The organism is Pseudomonas sp. LLC-1 (assembly GCF_002992185.1).
Classification (GTDB): domain Bacteria; phylum Pseudomonadota; class Gammaproteobacteria; order Pseudomonadales; family Pseudomonadaceae; genus Aquipseudomonas; species Aquipseudomonas monteilii.
Map to the genome: position 1 here is coordinate 193,657 of NZ_LUVY01000018.1, position 16,458 is coordinate 210,114.

Below are 16,458 nucleotides of genomic sequence, written 5' to 3' on the forward strand. Positions count from 1 at the left end.
GAGAACCATGCTGGTCGCCATTTCCGTCTTTGTTTTCACCCTTACCCTGGTCATCTGGCAGCCCAAAGGGCTTGGCGTCGGCTGGAGTGCCGCGCTGGGTGCGCTCATCGCCTTGGCGGTTGGAGCCGTTTCCCTGCACGACATTCCGACCGTGTGGGCCATTGTCTGGAACGCCACCGCCACCTTCATCGCCGTCATTATCATCAGCCTGTTGCTGGACGAAGCCGGTTTCTTCGAATGGGCAGCGCTGCATGTCGCACGGTGGGCAAACGGCAGCGGCTACCGCCTGTTCGCCTTCTGCGTGCTGCTCGGCGCCGCGGTCTCGGCGCTGTTCGCCAACGATGGTGCAGCGCTCATCCTTACCCCCATTGTCATGTCGATGCTGCTTGCGCTGCGCTTCTCACCCGCAGCGACGCTGGCCTTCGTCATGGCCGCCGGCTTCATCGCCGACACGGCAAGCCTGCCACTGGTGGTCTCCAACCTGGTCAACATCGTCTCGGCCGACTACTTCAAGCTGGGCTTTGCCGAGTACGCTTCGGTGATGGTGCCGGTGAATCTCGCCAGCGTGGCGGCAACCCTGTTGGTGCTGTTCCTGTTTTTCCGTCGTGATATCCCAAGGCAGTACGCGCTTGAAGCCTTGAAGGAACCGAGCGAGGCGATTCACGACCACGCCACCTTCAAAGTGGGGGGGTGGGTGCTGCTGGTGTTGCTGGCAGGCCTGTTCGCCCTGGAACCACTGGGTATCCCGGTCAGTGCGGTGGCCGCCGTCTGTGCAGTAATCCTGTTCGCCGTCGCCGCCCGCGGTCACCGCATTTCAACCCGCCGCGTGCTGCGCGAAGCACCGTGGCAAGTGGTGATCTTTTCTCTCGGTATGTACCTGGTGGTGTACGGCCTGAAAAACGCCGGGCTGACAGACATGCTCACCCACCTGCTCGACCGGCTTGCCGAGCAAGGGCTGTGGAGCGCCGCCATCGGCACCGGCTTGATTTCTGCGCTGCTGTCTTCGGTGATGAACAACATGCCCAGCGTGCTGATCGGTGCCTTGTCGATCCAGGCCAGCGGCGCGGAGGGCCTGGTGCGCGAGGCGATGATCTACGCCAACGTCATCGGCTGCGACCTGGGCCCGAAAATCACACCGATTGGCAGCCTCGCCACACTGCTGTGGCTGCATGTGCTGGCGCGCAAAGGCATGCGCATCACCTGGGGTTACTACTTCAAGGTGGGCATCCTGCTGACGCTGCCGGTGTTGCTGATCACCCTTTCGGCCCTGGCGTTGCGCCTGAGCCTCTGATGCCCGCCGCAAGGCGGAGGAGCCCTCCATGCGAGTCCTGTTCATGTGCACGGCCAACAGTTGCCGCAGCATTCTTTCCGAAGCACTGTTCAACCATCTGGCACCGGCTGGCTTCGAGGCCGTCAGTTCCGGCAGCTTTCCCAGGGGGCAGGTACTGCCCCGCAGCCTGAGCACGTTGCAGCAAGCCGGTATTTCGACCGAGGGCCTGAGCAGCAAGGGCAACGACGCCTTTGAAGGCAACCCGCCGGACATCGTCATCACCGTCTGCGACAACGCTGCCGGCGAAGCCTGCCCGATATATTTCGGCCCCGCGCTGAAGGCGCATTGGGGGCTTGCAGACCCGTCCGAGGTGCGGGGTGACGAAGCGGCGGTAGACGCGGCGTTCCAAGCCACTTTGGCGCACATCGCGTCACGCTGCGAAGCCTTCTTCGCACTGCCTTTCGACAACCTCGACCGTGAACAACTCCAGCACGCGCTGGATCGCATCGGCACGCTTTGAGCAGGCGTAAAAAACCTGCTCGCCGGCTCCACCGCCCCTGATCAAAGGAACGACATTGGCCATTCTCGAAGATTTGATGAACCAGGTACCAACCGATATCGATGTGCTCATCAGCCTTGATGCCCAAGGCGACAATTTCAATACGCAGCGGGACGTCGATTTCGTTTTCTATGCGAAGGCGTTGCACCAGGGCGAGGCTGCGGTAGGGTTCATCAACGACTTCAGGTTTGGCACTGCCAAGCTTGAGACCGTATCTGAAGAGCAACATAGAATATTGGTGACAATCCACAGCCAGATCACACAAGAGGTGATTCTGTGCCTGTCGGGTTACATGGCGTGCCTGGCACGCCTGTTCGATCTTGATTACGACGGGTGGGGATGCATTGCACAGCGCCCGACCTGAGTGCTTCGCAACTGCCTGCGTTCACCAAGACCAATGCACATGAAGGCGTCCGACCTGCGAATGAACAAGGTTCGAGCCTTGCGTAAGCCGTTAGGTCATCAAACCCATTCAGGTCTGTAGGACCAGCCGCGTTTGTTCTGTAATTTCAAACTGCACGGGCCGCTGGGTTTTCTGCTGCATCACTATCGCTCGCGATGACACGTGCTCACCATGAGCAACGTCGCGTATGCGAAGCTTGGTCAGATCGCAGGCCCGTAGCTTGCTGTCGATGGCCAGATCGAAAAGGGCTAAATCACGAGTTTCCTCCGCGATTTGGAGCCTTACCCGAATGGCCCAGATATCTTTCAGGCGGAGCGGAGCTTTCTGCCCGACCAGTTTTCCTTTGTTCCAAGGCTGATGGCTGCTGGTCATAATGGCGTTCATGGCTTGTCCTCCATGTGAGGGAGGAGAAGGATGGTCAGCCCAATCCAGAGGCGCTAACCGACCCATAGCCGAGGGTCATTGGGCGCTCAGGCCAAAGGCGCACCAATCATCAAAATCGCAGTGCCATGGGTTGCAGTCGCCGGCCAGGTACCGAACTTCAACCTGACCTGGGAGCATATTAAACCCTCGACCATTGTGAACAGGACTATCGGCCACCCGTGATCGGTCAGCACGAACGCAAGATAGCTGTGACACGCGCAAAAGGCGCAAGCACTGCACAGTGCCGCTCGTTGAGCGGTGGTGTGGCGTTCTAACTGACTTTGCAGCATACCGCGAAAAAGCACCTCTTCCAGCGCATTGCCAGCGAAGGCAAAAAGGGCAAAACAAAATAGCCACAGAAAAGGAGCCAGCTCTAGCTCCAGATAGAATCTTATTGGCAAACCGATGATACAGCCTGCGGTTATGCCTATGGCCAGCCCCGTCGTACAGTTGCCCTTGAATCCAACCACCAGCCGCCAGCACCTGGGCAGAAATTGCGCGAGCATGGCAATCAGGACTATTGAACCTAGGCCAAGCAAGGCTAATACCCAGTGATTCCTGTGAAACCGTAGCGGCGGCTCCCCGCCAAGGTGCCACAATCCACAGGGGGTCATCATGTCGCGGATGCCGATGAACGCGAAGATCAGGATGAGTAATTGCATACCGGTCTGCGCGCGTGGGGTGCTGCGTAGCCAGACGGCACACAACCCCATAATCGGAAAAATACGCCACAGATAGCCCAGTAGCACGGGCAGTGCTTCGAATGCCATTTCATCTTCCATGAGATCAAGCTGGCGGCCAGTTTAGCCGTTTCCTCACTCACATTGGGGGGGGCGCCAGCGAGAGATTCAGGATCTGACTGGCCGTTACTGTTGCAGTTGACCGTCTGCTTTCGACCCGTAGCGGACGTAGTGAATCCTGATAATTTGCCGTTCGGCAAACCACAAACTCTTTCATGAAAGAGCAAGCTCTTTTACCCTATTGCCGCGGCGAATGCTTCTGGCGTCGGGCTCTCCTGCCATTGCGCGATAGTCCCCGGCAGCACCAGCCATGGCTGCTTGCGCCGTGTCCAGATATGCGCAACTGGCTCGAAACGCTCAGCGCCTTCCAGGATGCCGGCCCTTACCACTCGCATGCCGGGCGCTGCCGTGGTCTCGTTGAACAGCCGGGTATGACAAATACCGCAGGCATATTGGGTAGACGTTTGACCTTGGTGTTCATGCTCAAAGGTCGCCGTTTCGCCAGACACCTCAACAGCCGACGCTGTGCTCAGCATGTGCAGACCAAACGCACTGCCACTCCAGCGCTGGCAGTTCAAACAGTGGCAGGCATACAGCGGCGGCAATTGCTGCGCCACGATCTCAAGGGTGACATGCCCACATCGGCACTGACCGGTGATTCTCATGCGTAGGTTCCTTACAATGACGCCCGGAAAAATGTGGGCGAATGATCGCTCTTCACGGGCTCGGGCAGAAGATCAAATTAGGAGCAACTGTTGGCTAAGAATGTATGAGCGGTATTGAATGGGAAAGCCAACGTGTATTTCTCGCCGTGTTGCGCTCTGGCAGCCTTAGCGGCGCGGCGAAGTTGCTGGGTATCGCCCAGGCCACTGCGCGCCGACGCCTCGACCATCTTGAACACGCTCTTGGTGTGAGTCTATTCACCCGCACACCTCAAGGACTGACGCCTACTGCCGGAGCACAGCGCCTGATCGAACATGTGGAGGCCATGGATCTGGCCGCGCAAACCTTCAACCGCATGGCCAGCTCTGAAGCGTCAATGGATCACGGTACAGTCCGGCTGACCTGTGGCGAGTTGCTTGGCATCGAGGTATTACCCGGCCTGCTTCGCTCTTTCCATTACGAGCACGTCGGACTCAAACTTGAGTTGAGCATAAGCGATGCCCTTGAAGACATCGCCAGGCTGCAATCGGATATTGCGGTGCGGCTGATGCGGCCCAATGAAGCGGATATCACGGTGCGGCGTGTCGGCAGTTTGCGGATTGGCATCCATGCCAGTGCCGGGTGCTTGGAGCGCTACGGTAATCCAGCCTCCCTGCTGTCGTTGCGCCAGGGGCCGCTGATCGGGCCGGACAGGCGCTCAGCGGATTTGCGTCGGTATGTCGACGCAGGTCTGTGCGATGCCGATCAGCACTTCGCTATTGCCTCTGATCATCACCTTGCTCAGTTGGCCGCTCTGAAAGCGGGCTTAGGCTTCGGACTTTGCCCGGCGCAAATCGCAAAATCGCACGGCCTGGTACATGTGCTACCACAGGATTTTGGCTTTGAGATAGAGGTGTGGATCGCAATGCACAATGACCTGCGCAAAATTAATAGGATCGCTCAGGCGTTCGAGGTTCTTGGAGAGCAGTTGCATCAGTATTTATGCTTGGCCGATCAGTGAGCCGCGTAGGCCGTGGCATGCACTGCTTGGTCTGAACGACTGCAATGGGTCGGAAGCGGCCGTCGGGCGTTTACGAAACCAGGAGCAACTCACTTTTACGGATCGGCAAGGCGGAAGTAGTTAAAAATTCTTAGAGCCAGCCTGCGTGCGACGCTTCGAGCTGGATAGTTAACTCAAGGAAGGAAATATGATTCGCTTATTGATTTCTACGTTTTGCCTAATGCTCCTCTCTGGTTGCACAACACGCGTCAGTTCTGATGTGCGCGAGCAAGTGTGGTATTCCGAAGGAGAGAGACCAGCCACCGCCCCTTGGCACGTCTATTTGGTATTTACTGACGACGGCCATTTCATCTATTGGCGCACCGTAGAAAAACCGGATGATGTGCTCAAAAAAATTGACTCCTACATGAAAGGCGCCGGTCTCGATGTTGGCAGCCCGGTGCCATACACACGAACTGACAACGACATAAACGCGGTTTCGCGAACCCCGTTCCTAAGTAGAACGGGTGATACGGTCTACACTGATGTCCGCACCTTTAGAGGGCGCTTTGTCGGCGACGCTTTAGAAATAGATTTCGAAAGAATCACTGTCTGGCCTCCTCGTCCTACATTTTCTGAAGGCGTCAGACGATGGTCGTTGAAAAGACTTAGCTCCTTGCAAAATAAGTGAAAAGCCGAGTGTGATGGCGTCTCTTGTCGATAGAGCAGCGGCCCTGTTGGATTGAACGAACATCCTAGAGTTACTAGTAAGCGATGGGTAAGCTTTGCCTGCTCCAATGGCCTTTTAACTGTCCATTACCATTGGCCGCTTTTGGCCGATTGCTGCCCTTCGCGAGAGGCAGCTATGGGTCGAAAGCGGTCAGCCGTGACCAGCAGCTAATACAACTTCTGACGTGCACACGCGCCATAGCGTCGCACGCGGTGCTGACGCTGTTCGCCCCGAGCATGATGGGAACCTTTCAATCCGCCTACCCTGCTTCCCTGTCTAAGGCGTAATCCTTGAAAGCTAACTACCCGATCCCATGGGAGCACCGTACGTGCCTATCGACTTCAGACCCGCTCAAGCCTCGGACGCGCACGATATTGCGCGCTTCTTTCAACTGACATCGGAGGGCATGGCCGATTACATATGGAGCAAGCTTGCCGCACCTGGCGAAGCGTTGCTGAGTGTCGGTGCGTCTCGCTATGCCAGGGAACAGGGCGACTTTTCGTACAAGAACTGCCTGATGGCCACTTACGAAGGGCGCGTCATCGGCATGATGCACAGCTATGCCTTGCGCGAGACCCCTGACAGGCCGGTCGAGACAGACCCGGTCCTCGCGCCGTATTCCGACATGGAAATACCCGACACCTTGTACATATCCAGCCTGGCCCTGGATGAGGCCTGGCGCAGCCAGGGGCTGGGCGTCCAGTTTCTTCGCCACGCCCAGCAGCGTGCGGAGGACGCTGGCCTGGATGGGCTATGCCTGATCGATTATGCAGAAAACCACGGTGCACGCCGCTTCTATGAACGTCACGGTTTTCAAATTGTTAAAACCTGCCAGATCGTTCCGCACCCGATGCTGGGCGTAACCGGTGAAGCCTATTTGATGTATCGCCCTAACCACAACGTGCTCGAGAAAAAACCATGAACAAGAAACTGACCGTGTTCCGCGAACTGGACATTCAACCGGTGCGCGACCTTCCTTTTTTTGAAGAGGTCGTGGAAGGCACCCCTCATACGCTGACGTCCAAGTACTATCACGATGAACAGCAAGGTCGCATTTCCGGAGAATGGGAAGCCAGCACCGGAGCGTGGCGCATCGACTACAAGGTTTGGGAGTTCTGCCATGTGCTGAGTGGACGCTGCGTCATCGAACTCGAGGGTTGCGCCCCCGTCACACTGGCCGCTGGCGACACGTTCATTATCGAACCGGGCGCCAAGGGCAAATGGACCGTGCTGGAAGACATGAAAAAGAACTTCGTGATCCTCTTGCCCGCGAACTAGGCACGGGGTCGCGTTTCATCGAGCGCAGCATAAGGACAGTTTGCATGCTTGCCTGCTGGCGGCGCTCGAATGTATTTCGGCAGGCCACAACAGCCCTCTCCCTCTCAGTGTTTGCTTGGGTTGAGAGCGGTCACTTGCGAGCCGCACCTTTCACGCTGATGACGCCAGTCCAGGAAATAGAGTTGCCTGGCACGGGCTACGCCCGTACTCGTGGGTCAAGCCCGCACTGATACTTGGCATCTTCAAGGCGTGCTTCAAACGCCTGGAGCCCTGCGTATATCTGTTGGAGCCCAGTGATTTGCCCCAGCACTTCGCGTTTCTTGTCGGCAATGGCCTTGCCCGCCAACTCCCACGGCAAATCAGCACCCTGATGCCTCGGCAGAATCGCCTGCAGTTCCTTAAGTTTGAAACCCAACTGCTGCGCGCATTTGATGAACGCCAGCAGTTCGACACTCTGCTGGTTGTAAACGCGGTACTGCCCCTGGCGTTCGGGCGGCGGCAGCAAGCCAATCGCTTCATAGTGGCGGATGGTCTTGACCGTGGTGCCCGACAGTTGGGCTGCTTTGCCGATGTACATGAACGTCCTTTTCATAAGGGTGCGGCGCATCATTGCATGACGCCAGCGGTTCGGGAACCTCATTGGCGCAGGTCAGCCGGCGAGCTTTCGTGCCTGTTGGAGCCAGGCTCCGCGCCGCCGCGCGCTGGAGCCGAGCAGCGGCCCGAACATCAGGGTACGCAGCGGTCTGATACCGCAAAACTGTAACGTGGTCTTGCGCACTTGGTGAAGGCCAGGCATGCGATACACCCAGCGGTAGTACCAAGGCGGTGTATCCATCGTCACCAGCAGATGCGCCGTGCGCCCCTTGAGCAGTTGATCGGGGAAAGCCTTGCCTGCCCTATACCGGAACGCGAAGCCGGGCAAGAACACGCGGTCGAAAAAGCCTTTCATCAATGCAGGGATACCCCCCCACCAAATGGGGTAGATGAAGGCTAAGTGCTCGGCCCAAGTGATATCGGCCTGGGCCCTGAGCAGGTCGGGTTCCAGTGGCTGCGCTTGCCGGTAACCGCTGCGCAGCACCGGGTCGAAGCTCAAGGCATCAAGCCGTAACACCCTTACATCATGGCCGGCACTTCTGGCCGCCTCGACATAACTCTCGGTCAGCGCTGCGCAGAAACTCTCGCCTGACGGGTGCCCCAGCACCACGAGTACTCGTTTGCTCATCATCACTTCATCCTGAACATGAAGCGTGCAGGGTAAAGTCTGCCCCTAACGGGAGAGTCAACTGCTCAGGCTGCATCCCCGCCGTTCAGACTCCCTGTTCACATCAAGCCCGCACTCAAAACCCCTGAATCAGGCTCTGCGGCCTGCATGCCTGGTGACGACTCGGATTTTAGCCGGGCTTGAATCCAGTCGATGAATGCCCGAACGTGCGGCCTGTTCAGGCTCTCTTTGCGGGTAACCAGATAGTAGGCGAAGCGCGAAGGCCAGGCCCGGTCCACCGCTACCACCAGTTGGCCACTGCGCAGATATTCTTCCGCGTGCTGCGCCTGTACGAGTGCGATGCCCTGCCCACTGGCTGCCGCGCGCAACAAAAGCAGGTCTTCATCAAAGCTTGGCCCACGGCGGCTTCGGTGATCGACCTCGACACCATGCGCCTGCAGCCACAGCGCCCAGTCGGCACGGTCGGCATCCTGCAGGAGCGGGTAACGCAGGCAGTCGTGCGGCTCCTCCAGTACCGGCCCGCCGGCAAGCAGGCCTGGGCTGGCTACCGGTAGCAGCACAGGCGCCAGTAGCGGTATGGATTCCAGCCCGGGGTAATCGCCCAAGCCATGGCGCAGGGCGATATCGACAGGATCACGGTGCAGGTCGACAAGCTCAGCCGTGGACTGCACGCGCACATCGATCTCTGGATGCTTCACATTGAAATCCACCAACCGTGGCACAAGCCAGTCGGACGCGAATGAAGGTTGGGTGCTGATCGTGAGGGTTCTGGCGCGGGTCAGAACTTCAAGATCAAGCAGCGCGCTTTCGATCTGGCCAAACCCGCGTGAAAGCCCCGGATAAAGGCTCGCGCCAGCCTCGGTGAGCTGCACCCCATAACGGCTTCGGGTCAGCAGAATGACGCCGAGACGATCTTCCAGCAGACGAATCTGTTGGCTGATAGCCCCCGGGGTCACCCCCATGCGCTCGGCGGCTGCCTTCAGGCTGCCCAGCCGAGTGGTTTCAGTGAAGGCACGCAACGCGAGCAACGGCAAGACCGCACCCATAGAATTCCAACCTTAGAAAAACTGATGTTAGAGAATGAAAGGATCGTTAGTAAGCCCGCTTCTTAATGCCTAGCATAGCGTGAAGTCAGGCTACCTCGAATCAGTTTTATTAAGGTGAATACCATGCAGGACCCTGCACCCGTACTGTATACCGACAGCTCCCCCAATAGTTTCAAGATCACCATCGCAGAACTCGCCAGCTTCGCCTGGCTGCACATTGCCGCGATCGTCTCCCTGCGCCAGCCATTGGCCCCTGAACCCCTGACCAAGGATTGCCCATGAACCTCATCAACAGCAAAGGCGCCAGCGCCGATGCCTTCGCCCAGCATCCCGGTTATCGTCGCATGTTCGCCCAGGGCCAACTGACACTGGGCGTCTTCCTGCCGCTTCGTTTTTATGACGGTGACATGGCAGTGCTCCGCGGCCAGGCACAACTGGTCAGCGAAATCGACCGCCTGGGCTTTGCAGCCGTGTGGGTACGTGACGTGCCCTTGTACGACCCGGCTTTCGGCGACGCCGGCCAGGTATTCGATCCTTTCACCTACCTTGGCTACCTGACCGCCCATACCCGCAAGATCGCCCTGGCAACCGGTAGCGCGATCTTTGCCCTGCGCCATCCCATCGACCTGGCCAAAGCTGCGGCTAGCCTGGACTGCCTGTCCGGTGGGCGCTTGGTGCTGGGTATTGCCTCGGGCGACCGACCCGTAGAGTTTCCAGCCTATGGCCTACCCCACGAGAACCGTGGCGAGCGCTTCGCGCAAAGCGTGGACTACTTCCGCAAGTTGTTGTCTGGCCACGCGGTGCCGATCCATTCGCCATTGGGGCAACTCGACAGGGCCCGACTGCTGCCGAACCCCGTTACCGGACAGATCCCGTTGCTGGTGACCGGTTCGTCACGCCAATCCTTGCAGTGGCTTGGCGAGCAGGCCGACGGCTGGATTACCTACCCCGAGGCCACCCACAACATCCTTGGTCCCAAGCGCCTGGCCGAGAAGATCCGAGCTTGGCGAGCGGCCATTCCTGGGGGTGGCTTTCGTCCGCATGTCACCAATGAGTGGATTGATCTTGATGAAGACCCGAACTTCCCGCGAACGCCGCAACAAGGTGGCTACGTATTGCGCACAGGCCGCAACGGCTTGATCGAGTTGCTGCACGACTGGCGCGAGGCCGGGGTCAATCATGCGGCACTGGGCATGCAAATGGCGCAGCGCCCGCCGCAGGAAATCATCCAGGAGCTGGCAGAAGAAGTGCTGCCACTGTTTCCATCACTGACTGGGCCAGAGCCCCATGTGCAAACCTGGTAAGCCCGGATGCAGGCCAAGGTGTGCTGGCGGGCGCGGTTTGCATGGAGCTGCCCGACTGCTTCATGCGCATCCAGTCAATCGCTTGTGCATGGGTGTGCAGGCCAGCTCAAGCCCTGAAGGCGAGGTGTAGATTCCTTCAGCCTCCCCCTGATAACCACACCGACGGTAGAACGAAGTGGCATTGGGGGTCGCGTCCAGATGAATCTCGCAAAGCCCGGCCTCAAGCGCCAGACGCTCCAGATACTGGACCATAGCCCTGCCAATTCCCTGCCCCATGAACGCTGGCAGTACAAACAGAGCCCCCAGCTCGCCGGACTGGAAATCGATGTACCCTGTGGCTACAGGGGCATCGTCCCACCCTGCAATGTGGTAACACCGCTCTACGCTGAGCCTGTACTGCTCCGTCAGCGGCACCTGCGTCCAGGCCTGAACCTGTTCTGCCGTGTAGACGGTAATACACTGGTGCCGTATCGCCTGAAGCCTGATAGAGAAAGCAGCCTCGGCGTCGCTGTACCTGGCTGGACGGATCTGTAACATGCTCACGCTCCTTGTCATGGGTGATCATGACCGGAGCATGAAAAAGCCCCGACCATTAGTGGCGGGGCTTAGGGTTACGTCAGGATTTACGCGCGCAACGTCCTATGGCCCGCCCAAGGCGGTCATCATGGGACGCATCATGTACACGCGGCTGCAAGTCGTCATAGGGGCATCATCGGATGCTTCATGAGCGATGTCAAAACCCGCTCACGCCGTGGCATTGAACGCGTCGTGATATTCCACAGTCCCTGCAGGAACGTCACCGCAAAAGGACAGCGCCTGGAAATACACGTGAGGCACGCCAGGCAACACCAGCTCAGCGTGAGCGTTGAAGCCAAAACGGCTGTAGTAAGCAGGATCGCCAAGCACGACACAACCCGCTGCACCCTGATCTTGCAATTCGCTCAAAGCAGCCTTCATCAGAGAGGCGCCAATACCCCGGCCTTGCCAGTCCGGCAGCACGGATAGGGGCCCAAGCCCATACCAACCCGCCGCACCGGAAGAGACGGTGACTGGAGAGATCGCAACGTGTCCAACGACTCGCTCCTGGTCCACTGCCACCAGCGAAACCGTTAATTGCCCGGCTTTGCGTAATGCATCGACAATGAACTGTTCGGTATGGCTAGAGTGTTCTGCCTGAGCGAACGCAGCGATGGTCACTGCGGCAATCTGCTCGATGTCTTCGGCTCGTTCGTTACGGATATCCACTTTCATCATACCGAACGCAGTGCAGCCAACACGCTCGCCGCGTCACTGACCTCGAACTTGCCAGGCGCTTCCACCGCAACGTGCTGGACGATCAGGTCGTCGACCACCATGGCATAACGCAGCGAACGGCGCCCCAGCCCGCGGGCCGACAGGTCCTGGATCAAGCCCAGCGCATCGCTGAAGTCGCCATTGCCATCGCCGATCATCTTCACGGCATCGCCCACCTGGAGGCTGTTGCCCCAGGCATTCATGACAAAGGCATCGTTTACCGAAACGCAGAAAATTTCGTCAACGCCAGCCGCAAACAATGCTTGTGCCTGCGCTACGTAACCCGGAACGTGGCGTTCGGAGCACGTGGGCGTGAACGCGCCAGGCAAGCCGAAAATAACCACTTTTTTCTGCTTGCACCGGTCGTGAACAGAAAAGGCATTCGGGCCGATCGCGCAGATGCCAGCGTCGTTGTTGTATTCGTAAAGGGTAACGTCGGGCAGTTGATCGCCAGTTTTGATCATCGTTGTCTCCTGCATCAGGTGATGATTGAGCAAGCCATGATGCCGCAGTCTGGTCGAAATGTCCGTGGTTGCCGTGCGGGTTTGATATCCCTGGCAGCTGAAATGCAAAAGCCGCAGCCTCTTGCGCGAACAGGAGACTACGGCTTGGGTGTTGATGACGCTAGCGGCCCAACCTCGTCAGACCGGCGCCACACCGATTTCAGCGCAATACGCTTCGGTTGCCTGCTCGATCACCTTGATATTCTTGTTGGCACGTACCAACAAGAAAACACCGAGCCCAATCATGATGATGCCGGGTACAAGCATGAACAGCATGGGCAACCCGAGGATGATGCAAAACCAGCCCACCAGTTTGAGGAACTTGGCAGCCTTGAGGAGCATGCTTTTCTGCGAGTAAATGGCGTCCGCGTCTTTGGTCGGCAGCATCTTGTAGCTGCCAATGATTTCCCGCTCGTTCGAAAACAGCATGGTATGCCTAATTCCCTTTAGTAAGTGTGTGAATTTACGCCACAGCAACCTTTGCGCTGTTGAAATAACACGAGGCTTGTCTAGCGATTCACTGCGAGCCGTCCATGTATCTCACGAAGCTCAGGCGCTGCCAGGCGTTTGAGCTGGCGCGATTTAACCATGGTAAAGAACCCTTGTTCAATCGATTCTCTGGCCCGACAGGCACAGGCAGAATTATTCCCTGTCGCAAGGAACTCTTTAAACCGGGCGATGTTCTGATGCAACTTTGCCTGTGCATGCCGGATAATATTATTATGATATCACCCAGAATGTGGCGCATCGCCTGTTCAGCGGGCCAGTATCGCCTGATGATGGTCGATCGAAGGCACAGCGTCCTGAACGCGCCGGGCCGTCAGCCATTCGCGCATTCGCGCAGTATCGAAAATCTGCCCCTCCTCCATCATGGCCAGGATGAGCGTTTGGGACATTCGGTAACATCCACATCGGGAACAACACCGCGCTTCCCATCCGTGGGCGCATTCGACAGTTTCAGCCTGCCCTGCGCAGATCAGACAACTCATGTAAGCCCCCTTTTATTCTTCTTCCATGAAGGGTGGTTGCAAAGCCAAAAGATTAGTATGGCTTTCGATTGACATGAGATTTTCGTGCCAAGTCCCCAAATACCTTCTGCGCGCTTGAGAACCAGGCATGGCCCGAGGAGCGCTCATCAACTGTACAGGCTGTCATCCAAGGGCTCGCTCGGCGCGTCCATCAGGCACACGCCTGGTACTGGCCATGGCACACATCATGAGCAACACTAAAAAACCTGTGAATTATCTTCAATACCCTTCATGTAGACGCCCTGCTTAAACTACGTCCTGATCATGCATCAGCATAAAGTTTGTTGAGCGAAGGCCCCGGAAGGTGCAACTGGACAGCACTGGAAGGCTCGACCTCAAGCATCAGGACACCGCGCACCATGAATACAGCACCTACGTTTAGCCTCAAACGCATTGCCTTCGACGAACATTATCACCCTGCCGAAAACACCCGCATCACCACCAACTTCGCCAATTTGGCGCGGGGGGCGAACCGCCAGGAAAACCTGCGCAACACCTTGACGATGATAGACAACCGTTTCAACGCGCTGGCGCATTGGGATAACCCCGACAATGACCGCTACCACGTCGAGCTGGAAATCATTTCGGTGGAAATGAACCTGGAAGCCGAACAGCACGGCAATACCCTGCCGTTGATAGAAATACTGAAAACCCATATTGTCGACCGCACAACCAATACCCGCATCGAGGGCATGGTAGGCAATAACTTTTCCTCATACGTTCGCGACTACGACTTCAGTGTACTGTTGCTGGAGCACAACAAGCATCGGACAACCTTCAGCACGCCCGAGAACTTTGGCGCGCTGCACGGCAACCTGTTCAAGTGCTTCGTAAATTCGCAAACCTACCAGCAGCACTTCAACAAACCGCCGGTTATCTGCCTGAGTGTATCGAGCAGCAAAACCTACCACCGCACCGAAAACCAGCACCCTGTACTGGGCGCTGAATACCAGCAGGATGAATACTCGCTGACGGACGAATACTTCAAGAAAATGGGCTTGAAGGTTCGCTATTTCATGCCGCCGGACAGTGTTGCCCCGCTAGCATTCTATTTTTCCGGTGACTTGCTGGCGGATTACACCAACCTTGAGCTGATCAGCACCATCAGCACCATGGATACCTTCCAGAAGATCTACCGCCCCGAAATCTACAATGCCAACTCTGCAGCCGGCAAGGCCTACCAGCCCAGCCTGAAGCACCAGGACTACTCGCTCACGCGCATTGTCTACGATCGGGATGAGCGCAGCCGGCTGGCGATCGAACAGGGCAAATTTGCCGAGGCGAACTTTGTCAAACCCTACCAGGCCACGCTTGAGCAATGGTCCGCTCAATACGCCCGTTGAATCATTCAAAGTACAAGGTCATCGCTCATGAACACGCTACTCCCCACGTCCACTGCCGGCAGCCTGCCTAAACCGTCCTGGCTTGCCCAACCTGAAACACTCTGGTCACCGTGGAAGTTACAAGACGCGCAACTTATCGAAGGCAAACAGGATGCCCTGCGCCTGGCCTTGCAAGAACAACAACACGCCGGTATCGACATTGTCAGTGATGGCGAACAAACACGTCAGCACTTCGTCACCACCTTTATCGAGCACCTGAGTGGTGTTGATTTCGAGCAGCGGGAAACCGTTAGAATCCGCGATCGTTACGACGCGAGCGTGCCAACCGTGGTGGGTGCTGTCGCCCGACAGAAACCCGTATTTGTCGAAGATGCCAAGTTCTTGCGCCAACAGACCACGCAGCCGATAAAGTGGGCGCTGCCTGGCCCCATGACCATGATCGATACCTTGTACGACAGCCACTATAAAAGCCGCGAGAAACTGGCCTGGGAATTCGCCAGGATTCTCAATCAGGAAGCCAGGGAACTGGAAGCGGCCGGTGTTGACATCATTCAGTTCGACGAACCGGCATTCAATGTCTTCTTCGACGAAGTGAATGACTGGGGCGTGGCCACCCTGGAAAGGGCCATTGAAGGCCTCAAGTGCGAAACTGCCGTCCATATCTGCTATGGCTATGGCATCAAAGCCAATACTGACTGGAAAAAGACCCTGGGCTCGGAGTGGCGGCAATATGAGCAAGCCTTCCCCAAACTGCAACAGTCCAGCATCGATATCATCTCGCTGGAATGCCATAACTCGCATGTTCCAATGGACCTGATCGAGCTGATTCGCGGCAAGAAAGTCATGGTCGGCGCCATTGATGTGGCCAGCCATGCCATTGAAACACCCGAGCAGGTTGCCGACACCCTGCGCAAGGCACTGCAGTTCGTCGATGCCGACAAACTATACCCGTGCACCAATTGCGGTATGGCACCCCTGCCTCGTCAGGTAGCCAGCGGCAAGCTCAAGGCGTTGAGTGCAGGCGCGGCAATCGTCCGCCAGGAACTCGTCAACGCACGCTGAAGCAAACGCAGCCACAGGACCTACTATGTTGCTTTCCGGTAAGGCCATCGAGCCGTCTAGTTTTCGCCAGGCGCTTGGGCACTTCGCATCCGGCATCACGGTGATTACATCGTACCTTGACGGTGAGCCCGTCGGCTTCACGTGCCAGTCGTTCTACAGCGTGTCGATGAGCCCTGCGCTGGTGTCATTCAGCGTGATGTCCCGTTCGGCCAGCTACCCGAAGATTCGCCAGGCTGGCCGCTTCATGGTCAACATCCTGTCAGGTGAACAGGTCGGCATTTCCAACCGCTTTGCGCAGCGCGGCACCGACAAGTGGCACGGCGTGCAATGGCAGACGTCGCCGCTGGGTAACCCGATCATTGCTGGCAGCCTCCACTGGCTCGATTGCGAAATTCACGCCGAACACGCTGCCGGAGATCACCTGATCGTGATTGGTGAAGTTAAAGCACTGAGCCTGCAGGCAGCGGCTGATACGCAGCCACTGCTGTATTTCAAGGGGCAGTACCGCAACATCGCCGCGCACAACGCGGCTTGAGCCTCTGCCCCACCCACGGAAACCTACTGAAAGGGATTGCCAGGGCTGCTTGAGAGCGAGGAGAACCCACGTTCATC

General features: G+C 57.6%; 22 protein-coding genes and 1 pseudogene. 12 read left to right on the top strand and 11 right to left on the bottom strand.

Translation table 11 applies throughout. The annotated features are described in order from the left end of the window. The first annotated feature begins 7 nt into the window (after nt 1-7). Genes A0O30_RS20835 through A0O30_RS20845 form a run of 3 tightly spaced genes read left to right on the top strand, consistent with a single transcriptional unit; the run spans nt 8 to nt 2,193 of the window. The gene (locus A0O30_RS20835) at nt 8-1,291 is read left to right on the top strand and encodes an arsenic transporter (RefSeq protein ID WP_105947827.1); all 1,284 of its coding nucleotides are present in this window, start codon (nt 8-10) and stop codon (nt 1,289-1,291) included. Nucleotides 1,292-1,319: 28 nt separating this feature from the next. Next, on the top strand, nt 1,320-1,790 hold the full coding sequence (locus A0O30_RS20840) for an arsenate reductase ArsC (RefSeq protein WP_105947828.1): 471 nt from the start codon (nt 1,320-1,322) through the stop codon (nt 1,788-1,790). Nucleotides 1,791-1,845: 55 nt separating this feature from the next. Continuing rightward, nucleotides 1,846-2,193, top strand: a complete 348-nt coding sequence (locus A0O30_RS20845; RefSeq protein ID WP_105947829.1) for a ribonuclease E inhibitor RraB — start codon at nt 1,846-1,848, stop codon at nt 2,191-2,193. Nucleotides 2,194-2,307: 114 nt separating this feature from the next. Here the strand turns inward: A0O30_RS20845 and A0O30_RS20855 are convergent. The 3 genes and pseudogenes from A0O30_RS20855 to A0O30_RS20865 form a co-directional block, all read right to left on the bottom strand. Then, nucleotides 2,308-2,616, bottom strand: a pseudogene (locus A0O30_RS20855) (integrase); the annotation flags it as partial. Between the two features lie 86 nt (nt 2,617-2,702). Further along, on the bottom strand, nt 2,703-3,425 hold the full coding sequence (locus A0O30_RS20860; RefSeq protein WP_105947831.1) for a CPBP family intramembrane glutamic endopeptidase: 723 nt from the start codon (nt 3,423-3,425) through the stop codon (nt 2,703-2,705). A gap of 203 nt (nt 3,426-3,628) precedes the next feature. Beyond that, nucleotides 3,629-4,060 (bottom strand): GFA family protein, encoded by a 432-nt coding sequence (locus A0O30_RS20865; protein WP_105947832.1) that lies wholly within the window; start codon nt 4,058-4,060, stop codon nt 3,629-3,631. Between the two features lie 104 nt (nt 4,061-4,164). Between A0O30_RS20865 and A0O30_RS20870 the strand changes: the two genes are divergently transcribed. The 4 genes from A0O30_RS20870 (at nt 4,165) to A0O30_RS20880 (ending at nt 7,045) form a co-directional block, all read left to right on the top strand. Beyond that, the gene (locus tag A0O30_RS20870; protein ID WP_105947833.1) at nt 4,165-5,058 is read left to right on the top strand and encodes a LysR family transcriptional regulator; all 894 of its coding nucleotides are present in this window, start codon (nt 4,165-4,167) and stop codon (nt 5,056-5,058) included. A gap of 187 nt (nt 5,059-5,245) precedes the next feature. After that, the gene (locus A0O30_RS27745) at nt 5,246-5,728 is read left to right on the top strand and encodes a hypothetical protein (RefSeq protein ID WP_146256323.1); all 483 of its coding nucleotides are present in this window, start codon (nt 5,246-5,248) and stop codon (nt 5,726-5,728) included. A gap of 352 nt (nt 5,729-6,080) precedes the next feature. Beyond that, entirely contained in the window at nt 6,081-6,689 is a 609-nt protein-coding gene (locus A0O30_RS20875; protein ID WP_105947834.1) for a GNAT family N-acetyltransferase, read from the top strand. After that, nucleotides 6,686-7,045, top strand: coding sequence for a cupin domain-containing protein (locus A0O30_RS20880; protein ID WP_060500021.1), 360 nt, complete (start codon nt 6,686-6,688; stop codon nt 7,043-7,045). Before A0O30_RS20875 ends, A0O30_RS20880 begins: the two co-directional genes overlap by 4 nt. A gap of 196 nt (nt 7,046-7,241) precedes the next feature. Here A0O30_RS20880 and A0O30_RS20885 read toward each other — a convergent pair whose 3' ends face one another. From A0O30_RS20885 to A0O30_RS20895, 3 genes are all read right to left on the bottom strand, one after another. After that, on the bottom strand, nt 7,242-7,622 hold the full coding sequence (locus A0O30_RS20885) for a MerR family transcriptional regulator (RefSeq protein ID WP_105947835.1): 381 nt from the start codon (nt 7,620-7,622) through the stop codon (nt 7,242-7,244). A 72-nt stretch (nt 7,623-7,694) separates the two neighbouring features. Beyond that, nucleotides 7,695-8,270, bottom strand: a complete 576-nt coding sequence (locus A0O30_RS20890) for an NAD(P)H-dependent oxidoreductase (RefSeq protein WP_105947836.1) — start codon at nt 8,268-8,270, stop codon at nt 7,695-7,697. Between the two features lie 95 nt (nt 8,271-8,365). Further along, nucleotides 8,366-9,313 (bottom strand): LysR substrate-binding domain-containing protein, encoded by a 948-nt coding sequence (locus tag A0O30_RS20895; RefSeq protein WP_105947837.1) that lies wholly within the window; start codon nt 9,311-9,313, stop codon nt 8,366-8,368. Nucleotides 9,314-9,436: 123 nt separating this feature from the next. Here A0O30_RS20895 and A0O30_RS27785 point away from each other — a divergent pair, with 123 nt between their 5' ends. Further along, nucleotides 9,437-9,595: a hypothetical protein gene (locus tag A0O30_RS27785; protein WP_158261461.1), complete on the top strand. Its 159-nt coding sequence runs from the start codon at nt 9,437-9,439 to the stop codon at nt 9,593-9,595. Further along, nucleotides 9,592-10,617 carry an LLM class oxidoreductase gene (locus A0O30_RS20900; RefSeq protein ID WP_105947838.1) on the top strand — a complete coding sequence of 342 codons (1,026 nt, stop codon included), beginning with the start codon at nt 9,592-9,594 and terminating at the stop codon, nt 10,615-10,617. The genes A0O30_RS27785 and A0O30_RS20900 overlap by 4 nt, the downstream gene beginning before the upstream one ends. Before the next feature lie 60 nt (nt 10,618-10,677). Here the strand turns inward: A0O30_RS20900 and A0O30_RS20905 are convergent, their stop codons facing one another. From A0O30_RS20905 to A0O30_RS27890, 5 genes are all read right to left on the bottom strand, one after another. Continuing rightward, a complete protein-coding gene (locus A0O30_RS20905) occupies nt 10,678-11,154 on the bottom strand; it encodes a GNAT family N-acetyltransferase (RefSeq protein WP_105947839.1) in 477 nt (158 codons plus the stop codon). A gap of 207 nt (nt 11,155-11,361) precedes the next feature. Continuing rightward, nucleotides 11,362-11,868: a GNAT family N-acetyltransferase gene (locus tag A0O30_RS20910; protein ID WP_105947883.1), complete on the bottom strand. Its 507-nt coding sequence runs from the start codon at nt 11,866-11,868 to the stop codon at nt 11,362-11,364. Next, complete coding sequence (locus A0O30_RS20915) at nt 11,868-12,374, bottom strand: peroxiredoxin (protein WP_105947840.1); 507 nt, start codon at nt 12,372-12,374, stop codon at nt 11,868-11,870. Before A0O30_RS20915 ends, A0O30_RS20910 begins: the two co-directional genes overlap by 1 nt. Nucleotides 12,375-12,551: 177 nt before the next feature. Next, a complete protein-coding gene (locus A0O30_RS20920; protein ID WP_060501668.1) occupies nt 12,552-12,842 on the bottom strand; it encodes a hypothetical protein in 291 nt (96 codons plus the stop codon). A gap of 326 nt (nt 12,843-13,168) precedes the next feature. Next, nucleotides 13,169-13,309 carry a hypothetical protein gene (locus A0O30_RS27890; protein ID WP_164524465.1) on the bottom strand — a complete coding sequence of 47 codons (141 nt, stop codon included), beginning with the start codon at nt 13,307-13,309 and terminating at the stop codon, nt 13,169-13,171. A gap of 491 nt (nt 13,310-13,800) precedes the next feature. On the opposite strand from A0O30_RS27890, the gene A0O30_RS20925 reads away from it, so the two are divergent. The 3 genes from A0O30_RS20925 to A0O30_RS20935 are packed head-to-tail and all read left to right on the top strand — an operon-like array spanning nt 13,801 to nt 16,381. After that, the gene (locus tag A0O30_RS20925) at nt 13,801-14,784 is read left to right on the top strand and encodes a DUF1852 domain-containing protein (protein WP_105947841.1); all 984 of its coding nucleotides are present in this window, start codon (nt 13,801-13,803) and stop codon (nt 14,782-14,784) included. A gap of 27 nt (nt 14,785-14,811) precedes the next feature. Beyond that, entirely contained in the window at nt 14,812-15,846 is a 1,035-nt protein-coding gene (locus tag A0O30_RS20930; protein ID WP_105947842.1) for a methionine synthase, read from the top strand. A 25-nt stretch (nt 15,847-15,871) separates the two neighbouring features. After that, the gene (locus tag A0O30_RS20935) at nt 15,872-16,381 is read left to right on the top strand and encodes a flavin reductase family protein (RefSeq protein WP_105947843.1); all 510 of its coding nucleotides are present in this window, start codon (nt 15,872-15,874) and stop codon (nt 16,379-16,381) included. Nucleotides 16,382-16,458 lie beyond the last annotated feature (77 nt).